The organism is Dactylosporangium sp. CS-033363 (assembly GCF_050942475.1).
Lineage (GTDB): Bacteria > Actinomycetota > Actinomycetes > Mycobacteriales > Micromonosporaceae > Dactylosporangium.
In genome coordinates, this window is record NZ_CP192032.1 from 7,101,832 (window position 1) to 7,119,401 (window position 17,570).

The 17,570-nt window shown below is 74.0% G+C and carries 13 protein-coding genes; 8 read left to right on the plus strand and 5 right to left on the minus strand.

Going from position 1 to position 17,570, the window contains the following annotated elements; translation table 11 throughout:
* Positions 1–28: 28 nt before the first annotated feature.
* Both ACQPZ4_RS32865 and ACQPZ4_RS32870 read left to right on the plus strand, forming a co-directional pair.
* The gene (locus ACQPZ4_RS32865) at positions 29–3,649 is read left to right on the plus strand and encodes a SpoIIE family protein phosphatase (RefSeq protein WP_433044201.1); all 3,621 of its coding nucleotides are present in this window, start codon (positions 29–31) and stop codon (positions 3,647–3,649) included.
* Between the two features lie 16 nt (positions 3,650–3,665).
* Positions 3,666–3,980 (plus strand): antibiotic biosynthesis monooxygenase family protein, encoded by a 315-nt coding sequence (locus tag ACQPZ4_RS32870; protein WP_433044204.1) that lies wholly within the window; start codon positions 3,666–3,668, stop codon positions 3,978–3,980.
* Here ACQPZ4_RS32870 and ACQPZ4_RS32875 read toward each other — a convergent pair.
* From ACQPZ4_RS32875 to ACQPZ4_RS32895, 5 genes are all read right to left on the minus strand, one after another.
* Positions 3,977–4,864 carry an NAD(P)H-binding protein gene (locus ACQPZ4_RS32875; protein ID WP_433044207.1) on the minus strand — a complete coding sequence of 296 codons (888 nt, stop codon included), beginning with the start codon at positions 4,862–4,864 and terminating at the stop codon, positions 3,977–3,979. The two genes, ACQPZ4_RS32870 and ACQPZ4_RS32875, sit on opposite strands and share 4 nt — an antisense overlap.
* A 9-nt stretch (positions 4,865–4,873) precedes the next feature.
* Positions 4,874–5,320, minus strand: a complete 447-nt coding sequence (locus tag ACQPZ4_RS32880; RefSeq protein ID WP_433044210.1) for a GNAT family N-acetyltransferase — start codon at positions 5,318–5,320, stop codon at positions 4,874–4,876.
* Between the two features lie 17 nt (positions 5,321–5,337).
* Complete coding sequence (locus ACQPZ4_RS32885) at positions 5,338–6,381, minus strand: pectinesterase family protein (RefSeq protein WP_433044213.1); 1,044 nt, start codon at positions 6,379–6,381, stop codon at positions 5,338–5,340.
* A gap of 96 nt (positions 6,382–6,477) precedes the next feature.
* On the minus strand, positions 6,478–8,529 hold the full coding sequence (locus ACQPZ4_RS32890) for a methyl-accepting chemotaxis protein (protein ID WP_433044216.1): 2,052 nt from the start codon (positions 8,527–8,529) through the stop codon (positions 6,478–6,480).
* Positions 8,530–8,582: 53 nt separating this feature from the next.
* Positions 8,583–9,827: a DUF2314 domain-containing protein gene (locus ACQPZ4_RS32895; RefSeq protein WP_433044219.1), complete on the minus strand. Its 1,245-nt coding sequence runs from the start codon at positions 9,825–9,827 to the stop codon at positions 8,583–8,585.
* Between the two features lie 65 nt (positions 9,828–9,892).
* On the opposite strand from ACQPZ4_RS32895, the gene ACQPZ4_RS32900 reads away from it, so the two are divergent.
* The 6 genes from ACQPZ4_RS32900 (at position 9,893) to ACQPZ4_RS32925 (ending at position 17,565) form a co-directional block, all read left to right on the plus strand.
* Entirely contained in the window at positions 9,893–10,891 is a 999-nt protein-coding gene (locus tag ACQPZ4_RS32900) for a threonine aldolase family protein (RefSeq protein ID WP_433044222.1), read from the plus strand.
* Between the two features lie 60 nt (positions 10,892–10,951).
* The gene (locus ACQPZ4_RS32905; RefSeq protein ID WP_433044225.1) at positions 10,952–12,805 is read left to right on the plus strand and encodes an Hsp70 family protein; all 1,854 of its coding nucleotides are present in this window, start codon (positions 10,952–10,954) and stop codon (positions 12,803–12,805) included.
* Positions 12,806–13,024: 219 nt separating this feature from the next.
* Positions 13,025–13,876: an alkaline phosphatase family protein gene (locus ACQPZ4_RS32910; protein ID WP_433044228.1), complete on the plus strand. Its 852-nt coding sequence runs from the start codon at positions 13,025–13,027 to the stop codon at positions 13,874–13,876.
* Between the two features lie 56 nt (positions 13,877–13,932).
* Positions 13,933–16,164, plus strand: coding sequence for an MFS transporter (locus ACQPZ4_RS32915; protein WP_433044231.1), 2,232 nt, complete (start codon positions 13,933–13,935; stop codon positions 16,162–16,164).
* Positions 16,157–17,143 carry a hypothetical protein gene (locus ACQPZ4_RS32920; protein ID WP_433044234.1) on the plus strand — a complete coding sequence of 329 codons (987 nt, stop codon included), beginning with the start codon at positions 16,157–16,159 and terminating at the stop codon, positions 17,141–17,143. The genes ACQPZ4_RS32915 and ACQPZ4_RS32920 overlap by 8 nt, the downstream gene beginning before the upstream one ends.
* 32 nt (positions 17,144–17,175) lie before the next feature.
* Entirely contained in the window at positions 17,176–17,565 is a 390-nt protein-coding gene (locus ACQPZ4_RS32925) for a hypothetical protein (RefSeq protein ID WP_433044237.1), read from the plus strand.
* Positions 17,566–17,570 lie beyond the last annotated feature (5 nt).

Genomic DNA, 17,570 nt, shown 5'->3' on the forward strand with positions numbered 1-17,570 from the left:
AAGCACCGGCCGGAATAAGCTGGAGCGGATGGGCGACACGGAGGTCAGCCGCGACCTGGCGGCGGTCGACTGGGCGGCGACCCCGCTCGGCCCGCCCGAGTCGTGGCCGCAGAGCCTGAGCTCGGCCGTGCGCATCATGCTCGACTCCCGCTTCGCCATGTGGATGGCGTGGGGGCCGGAGCTCACCTTCCTGTGCAACGACGCCTACCGGCGCGACACGCTGGGCAAGAAGTACCCGTGGGCGCTGGGCCGCCCCGCCCGCGAGGTCTGGGCCGAGGCGTGGGACGAGGCCGGGCCGCGCATCCGCCAGGTCCTCGAGACCGGCCAGGCCACCTGGGACGAGGGGCTGCGGCTGTTCCTCGGGCGCAGCGGGTTCACCGAGGAGACGTACCACACCTTCTCCTACAGCCCCCTGGCCGACGACGACGGCACCGTGGCCGGGATGCTGTGCGTGGTCACCGAGGACACCGACCGGATCATCGCCGAGCGGCGGATGGCCACGCTGCGTGACCTCGGGGCCGGCCTGGACGCCGCCCGCGACGAACCCGGGCAGCTGGCGGCGATCGAGGCGAGCCTCGCCGGACGCCCCGACGACCTGCCCTTCACGCTGTTGTACCTCCACGACGATCTCTCCAGGCAGGCCGCCTCGACGGGCGTGCCCGCCGGCCACCCCTGCGCCGACCCGGCCTTCTGGCCCGTGCCGGAGGCGGGCCCGCTGACCGTCGGCGGGCTCGGCGGGCTGCCCAGCGGCGCCTGGGACGAGCCGCCGACCGACGCCCGGATCGTGCCGCTGCCGTTCGGGTTCCTGGTCGCGGGGCTCAACCGGTACCGGCCCTTCGACGCCGCGTACGCCGGCTTCGTCGACCTCGTGGCCGGCCAGATCGCGGCCCGCCTCGGCACCGCCCGCGCGTTCACGGCCGAGCGCGACCGCGCCGACGGCCTCGCCGAGCTCGACCGGGCCAAGACCGCGTTCTTCACCAACGTCAGCCACGAGTTCCGCACCCCGCTCACCCTGCTGCTCGGCCCGGCCGAGGACGCCCTGGCCGACCAGGCCGAGCCGCTGCCGACCGCCCAGCGCGGCCGCGTCGAGGTGGTCCGGCGCAACGCCGAGCGGATGCTCAAGCTGGTCAACGCGCTGCTGGACTTCTCCCAGCTGGAGTCCGGGCGCCTGGAGCCGCACCGCGAGGCGCTCGACCTGCCCCGGCTCACCGCCGAGCTGGCCGGCATGTTCGCCCCGGCGGCCGAGCGGGCCGGCCTGCGCCTGGAGATCGACTGCCCGCCGCTGCCCCACACGGTCTGGGCCGACCGCGACATGTGGGCCAAGATCGTGGTCAACCTGCTCTCCAACGCGCTGAAGTTCACGTTCACCGGCGCGATCACCGTCCGCCTGGCCCCGTCCGGCGACGACGCCGTCGAGCTGACCGTCACCGACACCGGCACCGGCATCGACCCCGCCGACCAGGCCCGGCTCTTCGACCGCTTCCACCGCGTCCAGGGCGCCAAGGCCCGCAGCCACGAGGGGTCCGGGATCGGCCTGGCCATGGTGGCCGACCTCGCGGGCCTGCACGACGGGGCGGTCGCCGTGCGCAGCGCCCCCGGCGAGGGGTCCACCTTCACGGTGCGCATCCCCAACGGCGCCGGTCCCCTGCTGCCTCCTCAGGATTCTCCGGTACCGCACGTGCGCGCCTACGTCGCGGAGGTCGAACGCTGGGTCGGCGCCCCCGCGACCACCCCGGCCCCCGGCCCCGACCCGGCCGCGCCGCGCGTGCTGGTGGTCGACGACAACGAGGACATGCGCGCCTACGTGCGGCGCATCCTGGCCGCCGACTACCAGGTGCTGGAGGCCGCCGACGGCGTGCAGGCCCTGCGGCTGCTGCGCGCCGACCCGCCGGACCTGGTGCTGACCGACGTCATGATGCCCAACCTCGACGGCTTCGGGCTCATCGGCGCCGTGCGCGCGGGCGGCCCCAGGCACCTGCCGGTCATCGTGCTGTCCGCCCGGGCCGGCGACGAGGCGACCGTCGAGGGACTGGACGCCGGCGCCGACGACTATCTCGTGAAGCCGTTCAGCCCGCGGGAGCTGCGGGCCCGGGTGCGGGCGAACCTGGAGTACGACCGCATTCGCCGTACCAGAGACGAACTCCAACGCAACCGCGAACTGCTGGACCAGGCCCAGCGCCTCGCCTCGGTCGGCTCCTGGGAACTGGACCTGGCCACCGGCGACATCCGCGGCTCCGACGAGTTCCTGCGCCAGTTCGCGGTCACCCAGGAGCAGCTGCTCGACGACCACGGCCGGCAGCTGATCAACAGCCGCGTCCACCCCGACGACCGCCGCCGCGTCGACGAGGCCATCGACGCCGCCGTCGAGGGCGCCCCGCTGGACTACGAGTCCCGCGTGCAGATGGCCGACGGCACCGTCCGCGTCTTCCGCACCATCGGCGAGCTGGAGCGCGACGCCACCGGAAACCCCCTCCGCCTGCGCGGCGCCAACCAGGACATCACCGAGCAGCGCCGCGCCGAACAGGCCGTGGCCACGGCGGCCGCCGCCCAGGAGGCCGCGGCCCGCGAGCACCGCATCGCCGACCAGCTCCAGCGCAGCCTCCTCCCGCCGGTGACGCTGAACCCGGAACACCTGGAGCTGGCCGCCTACTACCGCCCAGGCGTGGCCGGCACCCAGGTCGGCGGCGACTGGTACGACGTCATCGAACTCGGCGCCGACCGCACCGCCCTGGTGATGGGCGACGTGATGGGCCGCGGCGTCCCGGCGGCGGCGGTGATGGGCCAGCTCCGCGCGGCCGTCCGCGCCTATGCCCGCCTGGACCTGCCCCCGGCCGACGTCCTGGAGTACCTCGACGGCGTCGTGCGCGACCTGAGCGAGGACCAGATCGTCACCTGCGTCTACGCCGTCTACGACCCGGGCGAGCGCAGCCTGACGTACGCCAACGCCGGCCACCTGCCGCCGCTGCTCCTCCTGCCGGGCGCCGCACCCCGTCCGCTGACGTCCTCAGGGCCGCCGCTGGGCACGGGCCCGCTGACCCTCACCGAAGAGCGGGTCGAGCTGCCGGTGGGGGCGCTGCTGACGCTGTACACCGACGGCCTGGTCGAACACCGCGACCGCGACCTGGACAGCGGGATCTTCGCGCTGGCCGCCCTGGTCGGCGACCTGACGGGCCCGCTGGCGGACGCCCCGGACCGGCTGGTGGCGCAGCTCCTCCCGGACGGCCCCGACGACGACATCACGCTGCTGATGACGCGGGTGGTGGGCGAGCCGGGCGAGGAGCAGTCGGTGATCCGGCACATCCCGGCGCACGAACGCGCGGTACGGGACGCCCGGCGCCTGGTGGACACGACGTTGCGCCGCTGGAACGCCCCCACGCGCATCGTGGACGACCTGGTGCTGATCGTGAGCGAACTGGCCGCGAACGCGGTCCTGCACGGACGGCCGCCGATCCAGCTGCGGCTGCGCCGGACGCAGACCCACGTGGTGCTGGAACTGCACGACACGGCGCCCTACTTGCCACGCAAGCAACGCCCGACCCCGGACGACGAGCACGGGCGCGGCCTGCAGCTGGTGGCCTCGCTGTGCGACCGCTGGGGCACCAGACCAACAGCGGACGGCAAGGCCGTCTGGTGCATGCGCTCGATCTGAGCCCCGGAGGCAGAGCATGATCGCACGGGTGTGGCGGGGCTGGGCCGCGGACGAGGGGGCGGCCGACGCCTATCAGCGGCACTACGAGACCGAGGTCGGCGAGCATCTCCAACAGGTGCCCGGGTTTCGCGGGGCGCGGCTGCTGCGCGGGCGGGACGGCGGCGAGATCCTGTTCACGTCCATCACGTACTTCGACGGCATGGACGCCGTGCGCGGGTTTGCCGGGGACGATCCCGGGTTGGCCGTCGTCGAGGAGGACGCGCGGCGGGTGCTCAGCCGGTGGGACGAGCGGGTCGCGCACCACGAGGTGGCCGTGGCGATCGGCGGCTAACCCAGGAAGAAGTCGCGCCGCGCGGTCACGTACGACTCGATCGACATCGCCGGGGTGCCGGTGACCTTCTCGACGTCGTGGGTCAGGCGGTCGTAGCGGTTCTCCCGGTGCAGCCGCGCCATCGTCGCCACGTGCTGCTCGGTGTGCGGCGGCAGGCCGGCCTTCGGCAGCACCTCCCGCACCCACCGGTCCAGCGGTACGTCCACATAGGACACCTCGCGGCCCAGGGCCAGCGAGTACTCGGCCGCGGCCTCGTGCATGTCGACGCTGTGCGGGCCGGTCAGTTCGTAGACGTGGCCCACGTGCGGCGCGGGGTCGCGCAGCACCGTGGCGGCCACGCGGGCCACGTCCGTGACGGCGATCGGGGACGTGTGGCCCGCGCCGAACGGGAGCTCCAGGGTGCCCCGGGCGCGGATCGAGGCGCGGGCCAGGGTGGTGTACAGCGGGTTGTCCAGGAACGCCGTCGGCCGCAGGTGTACCGCCGGCAGGCCCGCCCAGTCGAAGACGCGCTCGGCCAGGTAGTGCAGCCGCTGCTGGTCCGACTCGCCGACGCTCGTCGGGGTCATCTGGGAGACGGTCATCTGGGAGATGTCGACCAGGGCGCGCAGGCCGCCGCGATCCGAGACCACGCTGGCCACGACGGCCGCGGCCAGGAGGTGGTCGGGCGAGACGGGCATCGTGAACAGCATGGTGTCGACGCCGTCCAGGGCGGCCGCCACCGTTTCCGGGCGGGTCAGGTCGCCGACGACCAGTTCGGCGCCCGCCGCGTCGAAGTCCGGGTTCGGGCGGTGCAGCATGCCGCGCACGGGCACCCCGGCCGCCCGCAGGTCACGGAGGACGGCCCCACCCACGTCGCCGAGGCCGGCGATCAGTACCAGAGACACCGAGCGGCGCTACCCGGCCGTGCCGGTCGCAAACCGGCGGTCGATCTCCATGAAGCGCTGCGGGCCGTTCAGGGGTGCGAAGCCGGCGCGGGAGTACACCTCGTGGGCGTCGCGGGTCGACAGCAGCAGGCGCGGGATGCCGGCCCGGGTGCAGTCGGCCACGATGCTGTCGATGAGCCAGACGCCGAGCCCGCGGCCGCGGTGGGCGGGCTCGACGTACACGTCGCAGATCCAGGCGAAGGTCGCGCGGTCGGTGATGGCGCGGGCGAAGGCGACCTGGCGGCCGTCGCAGTGAACGGTGTAGGGGACGGAGGCGTCGATCGAGCGGGAGACGGTGTCGAACGCGCGGCCGGCCGCCCAGTACGTGTCCTGCGACAGCCAGCGGTGCACGAGCGCCCGGTCCACGTCGGCGGGGTCGGTGGACAGCAGGTACCCGTCGCGCTCGCGTTCGCTCACGCGGACACGGTAGGGGGTCAGCGGACGGGGTTCCAGGCGTCCGTCCCGCTGAGGTACGCGGCGATCGTCCGGGTGGCCGCCTGCGCGGCGGTCAGCTGCGGGCGGTCGGTGGTGACGGCGGCGCCGGGGCCGCGGTTGTGGTACTCGGCGTAGCGGGCGTCGCGCCAGGGCCAGGTGCCGAAGTCGGTCCACGGGGCGGCGGCGAGGTGGGCGCCGAGGACCGAGTCGCGGATCGTCACCTCGGCGACGGCGGCGGGGTCGTTGCTCGGGTGCCAGGGGCGGCCGAGGAACACCGTGCCGGGCGGGGCGTCGGAGGTCAGGCGGCACTCGCTGAGCAGGAAGCCGTACGGGTTGGACAGCGACGTGCTCGCCGCGGTCACGTAGCCGTTGTTCGTGGCCGAGCCGCGGGTCAGCGAGTGCACGGTGCAGCGGTCGAGCACGGCGGTGGCGCGGCCGAAGATGAAGTCGACGTCGCCCTCGATGTAACACTTGCGCAGGTACACGCGGCTGACGGTGGCGGCGTCGGGGCTGTTGAGGTACAGCGTGTCCTGGTTGCCGAGGAAGCGGCAGTTGTCGAAGACGATCCGGTCGGCCCTCGTCAGCACGGCGACGGCCTGGCGGTTGGCGATCTCCGGGTGGGCGGCCTCGTCGAAGGTGTTGGCGAAGGTCAGGTTGCGGGCGCTGAAGTCGCTGCCCGAGATGGTGACCGACGCGCTGCCCGAGGTGCCCCAGGGCGTGCCGTCCGGTTTCAGGGTGCCGTTGGCGCGGTCGTCGCTGATGACCACGGCCGTCGGGTCGGGGCCCTGGCCGCGGAACACGATGAAGGGCTTGTCGGCCGGGATCACCACCTGGCCCCGGTACTGCCCGGGCTGGATCTTCAGGGTGAAGGGGCCCGCGTTGCCGGAGGGCACCAGGTCGACGGCGGCCTGGATGCTGGTCACGTCGCCGCTGCCGTCGGCGGCCACGGTCAGATAAGGGCCGGGCCAGGCGTAGGCGGGCCGTGCGGTGGCGCCCGCGACGCCGGCCAGCGCGCAGGCGAACAGGACGGATCTGCGGCGCATGAGAACCTCCCCAGGAATGCGCTTTCCCCAGGGACACGGTAGGACCGGTCAGCGAGCCCGGTCAATGGAATCGGGTTGCAGGCCGTGTGCAGGATTTCAGGCGGCGCCGGGGCCGATCAGCGTCTCGATGTACGCGCCGATCCGCGCCACCGCCGCCGGGTCGGGGTCGGCGAACTGCACGCCGAGCTCGTCGCCCTCCTCGGCCTCGATGTGGCGGACCGCCCGGCCGCGCACCCGCACCTCGTCGGCGCCCAGGCGCAGGGTCAGGCCCAGCTCGGCGCCGACCGGCGGGCGCAGGCCGTCCTGGAAGCCGCAGCGCAGGCCGCTCACGGACAGGTCGAGCAGGTCGCCCTCGATCCGCCGGCCCAGGTACTCCACCGCGACCTTGCCCTCCACCGCCGCCCGGCTGTGGCCGCGCCGCTCCAGCCGGTCGGTGACCTGGGCCAGGGTCTCGATGCGGGCGATCGCCTCGCGGACGCTGCCGACGAGCGCCTCGACGGTGGCGCGTTGCCGTACCGCGACATCGCTGAGCGTCGCGGTGACGTCCCCGACCGCGTTCACCCCCTGGCTCATGTCCGTGATCACGCCGGACATGGCGGTGGTGTTGGCCCCGAGCGCGGAGACGGTCTCGGTGATCTCGGTGGTGGAGTCCTTGGTCTTCGAGGCCAGGTTCTTCACCTCGCCGGCCACGACGCTGAAGCCGCGCCCCGCCTCCCCGGCCCGGGCCGCCTCGATGGTGGCGTTCAGCGCGAGCAGGTTGGTCTGCCCGGCGACCCCGGCGATCAGGTTGGCGATCCCGTCGACCCGGCCGAGGCTGGTCGTGACCGCCTCGATGACCCCGCCGGCCTCGGCCGCGCGGTCGACCACGCCCCGGGTGACCCGGTCGGCCGAGGTCGCCTGCTGCTCGATCGCGTCGGCGGCGGCCATCACCGCGTCGGCCTGGAGCATGACGTTGCGCAGCTCGGACAGGACGGCCCCGGAGGTGTCGTCGATGACCTCGCCGGCCCGCCGCCGCACGGTCTGCTCGGCCAGCTGCTGGCGCACGTTCGTGGTCGTCAGCTGCGATTCCTTCGCGGCCCGCTCGTGCTGCAGCCTGAGCTCCTGCTCGTGCATCGCGTCGAGCATGGCGTCGATGGCCCGGCCCAGCTCGGCGATGTCGTCGCTGCCGGTGGGCCGCACCCGCAGCGCCCGGTCGCCCGAGCTGATGATCTCCGCCGTGGTACGCCGCAAAGGCCCGACCCGCCGCCGCAGCGAGGCCCGCAGCAGCCACAGCACGACCACCACGAGCACCAGGGTGACCGCGGCCACGAACGCGAACAGCTTCACCGCGGTGCTGCTGGCGGCGGCGTGGATCGGGCGGGCGGCGACCACCTCGAGCACCACCCGGCCGCCGTTCACGGTGGCGATCGTCGCGTCCATGGCGATGTGCCGGGCACCCGTGACGGCGGTGGCGATCGCGACGGTACCGAGCTGACTCTCCAGCTGCGGCTGGGCCTCGGCCCCGGCGCGGGCCCCGCTCGCCAGGGCCAGCGGCAGGTCGATCGCGGCGGCCAGGCGGGCGACCCGGTCCGCGTCGAGGCGCTTGAGCATGATCATGCCGCCGGCCGGGCTGCCCTCGCCGGTGTTGGGGAAGATGCCGACCCCGCAGAACAGGTACGGCGCGTCGGCCGACACGATCCCGCAGTTCGCGTCGCCCGCCTTGCCGGCCGGGTCGAAGAGCCGCTTGAGGACGGCGGCGTCGCGCAGCTGGGCCGGCGGCTCGCCGTACGCGTCGGCGCCGCTGGTCATCCCCCCGACCCGCAGCGAGCCGTCGGTGCCGACGCCGAGCAGCCCGTCCAGGTCGTTGACCGACTGCTGGGCCCCGGGCGGCAGGTCGGTGACCCAGCCGTCGGCGTCGGAGACCTGCACGTCGTGGAAGAGGTTGTCCCAGCTCGCGTTGGTGACGCCGAACGCACGCAGCAGCTGGGCCTGGCTGTCCAGGCCGATCCGGATGCGGTCCGCGTCCTGGGCCACCTGGCGGGCCTCGAGCCGCTCGAACGCCCCGGTGGTGATCAGCTGCATCACCAGGAACGCCGCGATCAGCCCGGCGAGCGCGGCGGCGACCGGCAGCAGGCGGCGTGTCGTCAGCCGCCGTCCGTCGAGACCCACGCAGTGCTGTTCGGCACCGCGCGGCCGGACCTGAGATCAGCCCGGACCTGAGATCACTCGCCGGCGGGCACCGCGTTCGTCCAGCCGCCCTCGACGATCCCGGCGCCGTCGCTCCACACGCCCCAGTCCACGATCTCCGGTTCGCGGACCATGGTCGGCCGCCCGGTGCGCACGGCCGGGTCGATCTCGGCGTCGGACATGCTCACCCCGTGCAGCCGCCGCGGGTCGGGCCAGGTGGTGACCGTGGACCAGATCAGCTCGGTGGCCTCGCCCCGGGTCAGCCGGTGCTTGACCACGAGGTGCCGCTCCACGCCGAACTCGCCGGCCAGGAACCGCTCGCGGGCCGCGGGCAGGCCGGCCCGGGCGGTCGCCACCGCCTCGTCCGCCTCGTTGCCGGGCTGCACGCCGAACAACTCGGCCGGCACCCGGGCCAGGAACTCCCCGGCCGAGTAGGCGAACCCCTCCGGCGGCCCGACGGTCAGCAGCGCGTCCGGCTCGGGCGCCCCGGGGTCGTCACGGTCGAGCCGGAGCCGCACGACGGCGGCGCGGGCCTGCGCGCCGGGGCCGGGCGGGTTGCCGTACGCGAGGGTGGCGTCGGCGGCGGTGACGGTCAGGTCGTCCGGGACGCGCACGAACGCCGCACCGGCCGCCCGCTCGACCGCCTGGGCCCAGCGCACCACCAGCGCCCGGGCGATCCCGGTGAGCGCGCTCGTCCAGGCCCGGCCCAGCGCCGGCGGCACGTCGAGCAGCTGCAGCTCCGGCAGCCCGAACCGGCCCAGCCCGCGGGTGATCATCGTGAGGCCGCGGTCGCCCTCGAACTGCGGGACGAGGACCCAGGCGCTCAGCGCGGACGTCCCGTCCGGGCGGGGCAGCGAGGCGAGGGCGGCGGCGGGGTCGAGGACCTGCGGGGTGTAGAGGTCGACGAGCGCGCCGCCGGTGTCGGCGGCGATCCCGGCCGCGACCGCGCGGGCGTGCCACTCGTGGGCGGGCGGCCAGCCGGGCCCGAACGCGGCCTGGACGACGACGAGGTGGGTCGCGGTGACCACGGCCCGAAGCGCCTCCGCCGGGCCGCCGAACATCCGCAGGTGCTCGACCGGCAGCGGCGGGGCGTCGGCCACCGGGCTCACGCCGACCTGCATCAGCGGGCCGTCGAGCATCCGGCGGACGGCCTCGCCGAGCGGGCCCTCGATCCGGGCGGCGGCCGCGCTCGCCGCCGCGGCCGGGTCGGCGGGCGGCCGGTCGGTCGCCACGACGTAGGTGGCCACCACGGTCTCGGGCACGCTGAGCACCATCTCCACGGGCGTCATCCTGACGCACCGCGGGCGGGCCGTCGACCGGGCTCGCCGTGGCGTACCGTCGCGTCGTGTTCCTGATCAGCGACAACACGGCCGGCGTGCACCCCGACGTGCTCGCCGCGATCGCCGAGGCCAACGCCGGGCACCTGCCCTCCTACGGGCTCGACCCGGTCACCGCGCGCGCCGAGGCCCTGTTCCGGGCCCACTTCGGCGAGCGGGCGGAGGCGGTCCTGGCCGTCACCGGCACCGCCGCGAACGTGATCGCGCTGGCCGCGCTGGTCCGCCCGTACGAGACGGTGCTCGCCGCGGCCACCGCCCACATCGTGTCCGACGAGTGCGCGGCCCCGGAGCGGTTCCTCGGCGGGCGGCTCACCACCGTGCCCACCCCGGACGGCAAGCTGACCCCGGACCAGGTGGCCGCGTTCGCCCAGTTCGGCGACCCGCCGCACTCCCCGCTGCCCCGGGCCGTGTCGCTCGCCCAGCCCACCGAGCTGGGCACCCTGTACTCCGTGGCCGAGATCCGCGCCCTGGCCGACACGGCGCACGCGCACGGGCTGCGGCTGCACGTCGACGGGGCCCGGCTGGCCAACGCGGCCGCCGCGCTCGGCACCGGCCTGGCCGAGGCGGCCGGGGACGCCGACGTGATCTCCTTCGGCGGCACCAAGAACGGGGCGCTGGCCGCCGACGCCGTGGTCTTCCTCGATCCGCAGCTCGCCGGGCCGCGCAGGCTGCTGCAGAAGCAGGCCATGCAGCTGCTGAGCAAGGGCCGGTTCACGGCGGCGCAGTTCGTGGCGCTGCTCGAGGGAGACTTGTGGCGTACCAATGCGGCCCATGCGAACGCGATGGGGCACCGGATCGCCGAGGCGGTGACGGCGGTGCCCGGCGCCGAGATCGTCCTGCCGGTGCAGACGAACGCGGTGTTCGCCACGCTGCCGCCGCACGACGACCCGCGGCTCGCCCGATTCGGGGCCGGATCGCCGCCAAGGCGCTACATGTCGGCCTTTGACACGACCGATGCGGATATCGCGGCATTCTCCGCCGCCCTTTCCGCGGCGTTCATCCGTTGATCGTCCGACTCGGACGTGCGGCCGATGCCCGGCGGCGGACTGCCTCCATACATTGAGCCGGTGACCTCCGCGGGGCACCGGCTCGGCATCGACATCGGGACCGCCACGACCGTCGCGGCCCTGGCCGGGCCCGACGGCAACGTCCGCACGTTCCGGCTCGACTCCGACCTGCCCGCGACCGGCCCGGTCGAGCCCGAGCCGGTCGCCGCGCTGCTGACCCGGGTCGTCGGGGCGGTCTCCCCCGGCTACGACGGCCCGCTGACCCTGACCCACCCGGCCGCGTGGCGCCCCGACCGCCGCCGGGTCCTGGCCGACGGGGCCCGCCTGGCCGGCCTCGGCGAGCCCGAGCTGGTGCCGGAGCCGATCGCCGCCGCCCGGTACTGCACCGCGATCCTCGGCCACCGCGTCCCCGACGGCGGCTGCCTCGTCGTCTACGACCTCGGCGCCGGCACGTTCGACGTCACCGTGGTCCGCCAGGCCGCCGACGGGTTCACCATCGCCGCCGCGGGCGGGCTGCTCGACGCGGGCGGCCTCGACCTCGACGCGGCCGTCGTCCGGCTGGCCCGCACCCGCACCGGCCCGGTCGAGGCCTGGGACCGGCTGGACCGCCCGCGCATCCCGGAGGAGGCGGCGGCCCGGCTGCGGCTGTGGCACGAGGCCCGGGTGGCCCGCGAGCGGCTCAGCGACTCGCCGACGGCCGAGCTGTACATCCCGTTCGCCGGCCCCGTCACGCTGCACCGCGACGAGTTCGAGATGGCGGCGGCGGCACTTGTGGACCGTACCGTCGAAGGCACCTTGGCCGTGCTGCGCGAGGCCTTCATCTCCCCGCAGGACATCGCCGGGGTCTTCCTGGCCGGCGGCGTGACGCGCATGCCGCTGGTGGCCGGGATGGTGTACCGCGCGCTGCGCCTCGAACCGCTCACCGCCGAGCACCCCGACGTCGCCGTCGCGTGCGGCGCCGTGCGCCCGGCGACCCGCCCCGGCCCGGCCCTCGCGCCGCCGACCGCCGCCCGCCCGCGGCTCAAGCCCGCGCTGTTGCGCACGTTCTCGCCCGGCGGCATCGTGCGCGGCGCCTCCCCGGTCAACGCGATCGCCGTGAGCCCCGACGGCCGGCTGGTCGCCGCGGGCAGCGACGACCGCAAGGTCCGGGTCTGGGACCTCGGCACCGGCCAGGTCCGGCACACGCTGACCGACCACGACGGCCCGGTCCGCGCGGTCGCCTTCTCCCCCGACGGCACCCTGCTCGCCTCGGGCGGCGCCCACCCCCGCAAGCCCGCCCGCGCGGTTCGCGTCTGGCACACCGACGAGGGCCGCCGCCGCAACGTCTTCGACGCCGACGCGGGCGGCCCGTCCGCGCTCGCCTTCCACCCGGCCGGGCGCGTGCTGGCCGCCGCCGGCCTCGACGGCGTGCTGCGCCTCTTCGACCTCATCGACGGCCGCGTCTCCCTGGTCGGCGAGGGCCCGGCGCTGCACGCGGTCGCCTTCAGCCGCGACGGCGCCGCCCTGGCCACCGGCGACGACGGGGGCCGGGTCATGCTGCAGCACCAGTCCGTCACGCCGTTGCGCGGCCACCGGGGCGCGGTCCTGGGCGTGGCGTTCACGGGCTCGCTGCTGGCAAGTGCCGGCGCCGACGGTACCGTCCGGCTCTGGGACGGCTCCGCCGGTCTCGTCCTCGCGGGGCACACCGAGCCGGTGACCTCGGTGACGTTCGACCCCGCGGGGACGCTGCTGGCCAGTGCGGGGCTCGACTCGACGATCCGGCTGTGGGACGCCTCGACCGGGGCGCACCTGCACACGCTGGACGGGCACGACGGGGCGGTGCACGCGCTTGCCTTCACGCCGGACGGCGGAATTCTGACCTCGGCGGGCGCGGACGGCGCGGTCCGGCTGTGGAACCTCGCCGTGCGCACCTGACGCGCGGCGCGGCGCGGTTCCTTTTCACATGCCGCGAAGTCCCGCGTCGGGGCGGCAAAAGTACGCGCACGTCACGGCAGTTCGGGCCGTAACCAGGGCCGTCACGCGCCCCGGAAGTTCACCGCGCGCACGCCTCCCGGAAGACAAACAACCATGATCTTGTATTTGTCGATATACACGATGTGGCGTCATCCCTGCCCATGAAGGGGGAATCAGCACATGTCGATTCGTCGGGTGGTGTTCGCGCTGGCGACCACCGCCCTCGTCGCCACCGGCCTCACCGCCGCGGCGTCGCAGGCCGAGGCCGCCACGAGCGTCCCGCGCTTCGACCACATCGTCCTGGTGATGTTCGAGAACAAGGCGTACTCCCAGATCAGCGGCTCCAGCTCGGCCCCGTACTTCAACTCCCTGGCGAGCCAGGGTGCGAAGTTCACCAAGTCGTACGCGATCACGCACCCGAGCCAGCCGAACTACATCGCGCTGTTCTCGGGCTCCACCCAGGGCGTGAGCAACGACGACTGCCCGAAGAACTTCACCGGCACCAACCTGCAGTCCCAGCTGTCGGGCGCCGGCCTGTCGTTCAAGGGCTACTCGGAGTCGATGCCGTCCAACGGGTACACCGGCTGCTCGAGCGGCACGTACCAGCGCAAGCACAACAGCTGGGTCGACTTCTCCAGCGTGCCCGCGGCGTCGAACCTGACGTACGCGAGCTTCCCGTCGTCGTCGAACTACGCCTCCCTGCCGACGGTCGCCTTCGTCACGCCGAACATGTGCAACGACATGCACGACTGCTCGGTGGGCACCGGCGACAGCTGGCTGAAGAGCAAGCTCGACGCGTACGCGCAGTGGGCCAAGACGCACAACAGCCTGCTGATCGTCACGTTCGACGAGGACAACCGCCTCGCCCTGAACCAGATCTTCACGGTCTTCGTCGGCGCGCACGTCAAGACCGGCTCGTACCCCGAGAAGATCAACCACTACAACGTCCTGCGCACGATCGAGGGCGCGTACGGCCTCCCCGGCATCAACGGCGCGGCCTCCCTCTCCCCGATCACGGACGTCTGGAACTGATCCGCCGCGGGCGCCCTGCCGCACGGGGCGCCCGCACCCCCTTCTGAGAGGCCAGCGTGTACCTGTCCACAGTGGACAAACCGGCCACCGGTCCGGCGGCGGCGGGCTCCCGCAGGTCCCGCATCGCCGTCACGGTGCTCGCCCTCGGCACGGTGAGCCTGATCACCGACATCTCGTCGGAGATGGTGACCGCGATCCTCCCGCTGTACCTCATGCTGGGCCTGCACCTCGGCCCGCTCGGCTACGGCGTGGTCGACGGCCTGTACACGGGCGCGACCGCCCTGCTGCGCGTGGCCGGCGGCTACCTCGCCGACCGCATCCGCCGCCGCAAGGTCGTCGCGCTGGCGGGCTACGGCATCTCGGCCGTGGCCAAACTGGGCCTGCTCGCCGCGGGCTCGTCGGTCCCGCTGCTCAGCGGCGTGATCGTCGCCGACCGCGCGGGCAAGGGCCTGCGCACCGCCCCGCGCGACGCGCTCATCACGCTGTCCACGCCGCCGGACCGCCTGGGCCGCGCCTTCGGCGTGCACCGCGCGATGGACAGCGTGGGCGCGTTCTTGGGCCCGCTGGCCGCGGTGGCGGTGCTGGGCGCGTCGGCCCAGTCGTTCGACGCGGTCTTCGTGACCAGCTTCTGCGTGGCCGCCCTGGGCGTGTTCGTCCTGGCCACGTTCGTCCCGGACCACCGCGGCCCGGCTTGGCTCGCGCCCACCCCGTCGGACGGGCAGTCGCCACCACGCGAGGCCCAGGGCGACCGAGGCGGCGATGAACACCGGGCCGCGGGCGCCGCGGAGACCACCGCGAGCCGCACCGCGACCGTCGCCTCCACCACGCACCAGCACGGGGCGACCACCGCCGACCGATCCGCGGCCACCACCGCGGAGCAGCACGCAGCAACCACCGCGAGCCGAACCGCGACCGTCGCCTCCACCACGCACCAGCACGGGGCGACCACCGCCGACCGATCCGCGGCCACCACCGCGGAGCAGCACGCAGCAACCACCGCGAGCCGAGCCGCGACCGTCGCCACGGACCAGCACGGGACGGTCACCGCGCACCGCCCTGCGGCGACCACCGCGCCGGGGTTCAGCGCAGCCGCCGGGAGGCCACCCGTCGACGGGACGCCGCCGTGCGCCGCGGGGCCGCACGCCGCCGGCCACGCCGAGCACGCGGGCGCCTGCCTGTTCGCCGCTCCGCCGTCACCGCCGTCACCGCCGCCGACCGGCGCCGTCGTGGGCCCGCGCGACGGCGACCCGATCCCGCGCGATGCTCACGACGACCGCGGCGGCAACGGCCCGCGCAACGACCACGCCACCGCGATCATCGACCCGGGCTCGGTCGCAGCGCGCGGCTGGACCGACGATCACTCACCGAGCAAGAACCACCACCTCCAGGACGTCGACCGCACGCCGGGCGGCGACGGGACTCGATCCGCCGCCGACAGGCACGCCGGCGACCGGGCGCGAGCCACCAGCGGGCACGACGACAGCAGCGGGAATGCAGACGGAAACGTAGGCGGGAACGGGAAACCGGCGAAGGGTGTCTCGGTGCGGGCCGCCGACCGCTCGCTCAACGGCGACGGAACCCGCGCCGCCGACGAGACGCACACCGGGGACCAGGCGCGGGCCACCAGCGGGCATGACGACAGCGGCGTGAACGGCAATGAGCGTGTAGGCGGGAACGGGAAGCCGGCGAAGGGTGTGTCGGTCCGGGCGGCTGCCGCGCTGTTGCAGCGGCGGGACTTCCGGCTCGTCGTGCTCGCCGCCACGGTCATGGGGCTGGCCACCATCGGCGACGGGTTCGTGTATCTGGTGCTGCAGCGCCAGCATGACGTGGCCGCCGGGTGGTTTCCGCTGCTCGCGGTCGGGACGAATCTCGCCTATCTCCTCCTCGCGGTGCCGTTGGGGCAGCTTGCCGATCGGGTCGGTCGGGCCAAGGTCTACCTCGGCGGGTTCGGGGCGCTCATCCTCGTGTACCTGCTGCTCGGCGCCGGGCTCAGCGGCACGCCCGCGCTGTGGGTCACGGTGGGGCTGTACGGGACGTTCTATGCGGCCACCGACGGGGTCCTGATGGCCGTGGCCGGGCCGCTGTTGCCCGCGGCGTTGAAGACCACCGGGATCGCGCTGGTGCAGAGTGGGCAGTCGCTGGCATATCTCGGCTCCTCGGTGCTGTTCGGGCTGGCCTGGCAACTCTGGGGGGCCGGGCCGGCGCTCCTCGCCGCCTCCGTCGTCGCCCTCGCCGCCCTCCTCCTCGTAGCCACCATTCTCCTCAGAGGTACGACAAAACATGCGTAAGATCTTGTCGACGTCGATCGTTGCCGCCCTGCTCGCCGGCGGGGCCGGGGTCTACATCCACGAAGCGGCGCATCGCAACGATGCCGAGGCGGCGGCGGCCGAGCAGGTCGACATCACCGGCCCCGGGCAGATCCTGGTGCGCAGTACCGCCGACGGCTCGATGGGGCACGTCGCGCTCGTGGACCCGAAGACCGGGCAGCGCAAGGTTTCCGGCGTCAGCTGCAATCGCGTGTACGCGGCCGCGGGGACGGGGATCTGCCTGCGGCCGGACGGGCCGCTCAGCACGTACCAGATCGCGATCCTGGACCGGAATCTCAAGGAGCGCGACGCCTATCCGATGGTCGGGGTGCCGAACCGGGCCCGGGTCTCCGACGACGGGCGGGTCGTGACGTGGACGGCGTTCGTGACCGGGGACTCGTACAACGGCGGGCAGTTCTCCACGCGCGTCGGGGTGCTCGACGCCGAGTCGGGGGACGTGCTCGCCGACACGCTGGAGACCTATGCGCTCACCCGGGACGGGAAGCCGTACCAGGCGGCCGACGTCAACTACTGGGGCGTCACCGTGGCCAAGGACGACCGCACGTTCTACGCCACGATGTCAACCGCCGGGCATCGGTACCTCGTGCAGGGCGACTTCACCGCCCGCACCGTGCGCACCCTCGCCGAGAACGTCGAGTGTCCGTCGCTGTCGCCCGACGGTACGCGGATCGCGTTCAAGCAGGCGGTGGACGGCGACCCGGTGAAGGGCTGGCGGCCGGCCGTGCTCGACCTGGCCACGCTCCACCCGACGGTGCTGGCCGAGACACGGTCGGTCGACGACCAGATCGCGTGGCTGGACGACCGGACCGTCATGTACGCGCTGCCCCGCGACAGCAATCGCGCCGGAGATCACGCCGATGTGTGGCGCGCGAACGCCGACGGCAGCGGATCGACGAGCGTGCTCGTGGCGGATGCCGAATCGCCCGCGGCGATCCGGTGACAAACGGGCCTACCGGAGAGTAACTTGACCGGATGCGAACGCTGGTGCTGCTCGTCGCGGCCGTGGGGATCCTGCTGGAAGGGCTGCTCATCGGGGTCACGCTGTTCGCGCTCGGTGGGGTGATCGACGCCTACTCGATGTCGCTGGGCGGGGCCGATCCGTCCATGGCGCAGGTCGCTCTGAAGATCCTCGGCGTGGTACTGGCCGTGCTCCTGGTCGTCCTCGCCGCCGGCCTCGCCGCGGCGGCGGCCCGGGACCGGCACGCCCGGCGGATGGCGTTCATCGCCATGGTGTTCCAGTGTCTCGTCGTGGTGATCGCGGGGCTGGCGCTCGGGTGGGCCGTGTTCGCCGGCACCCTGCTGGTGCTGGGGACCCTGATGTACGCGCTGCTCGACGACACACAGCAGACCGCCACCCACTGACGAAC

Excerpts from the sequence above, each read along its gene's own strand:
- ACQPZ4_RS32865 (WP_433044201.1), top strand. The coding sequence starts at position 29 with ATGGGCGACACGGAGGTCAGCCGCGACCTGGCGGCGGTCGACTGGGCG.
- ACQPZ4_RS32870 (WP_433044204.1), top strand. The coding sequence starts at position 3,666 with ATGATCGCACGGGTGTGGCGGGGCTGGGCCGCGGACGAGGGGGCGGCC.
- ACQPZ4_RS32885 (WP_433044213.1), bottom strand. The coding sequence starts at position 6,381 with ATGCGCCGCAGATCCGTCCTGTTCGCCTGCGCGCTGGCCGGCGTCGCG.
- ACQPZ4_RS32910 (WP_433044228.1), top strand. The coding sequence starts at position 13,025 with ATGTCGATTCGTCGGGTGGTGTTCGCGCTGGCGACCACCGCCCTCGTC.
- ACQPZ4_RS32920 (WP_433044234.1), top strand. The coding sequence starts at position 16,157 with ATGCGTAAGATCTTGTCGACGTCGATCGTTGCCGCCCTGCTCGCCGGC.
- ACQPZ4_RS32925 (WP_433044237.1), top strand. The coding sequence starts at position 17,176 with ATGCGAACGCTGGTGCTGCTCGTCGCGGCCGTGGGGATCCTGCTGGAA.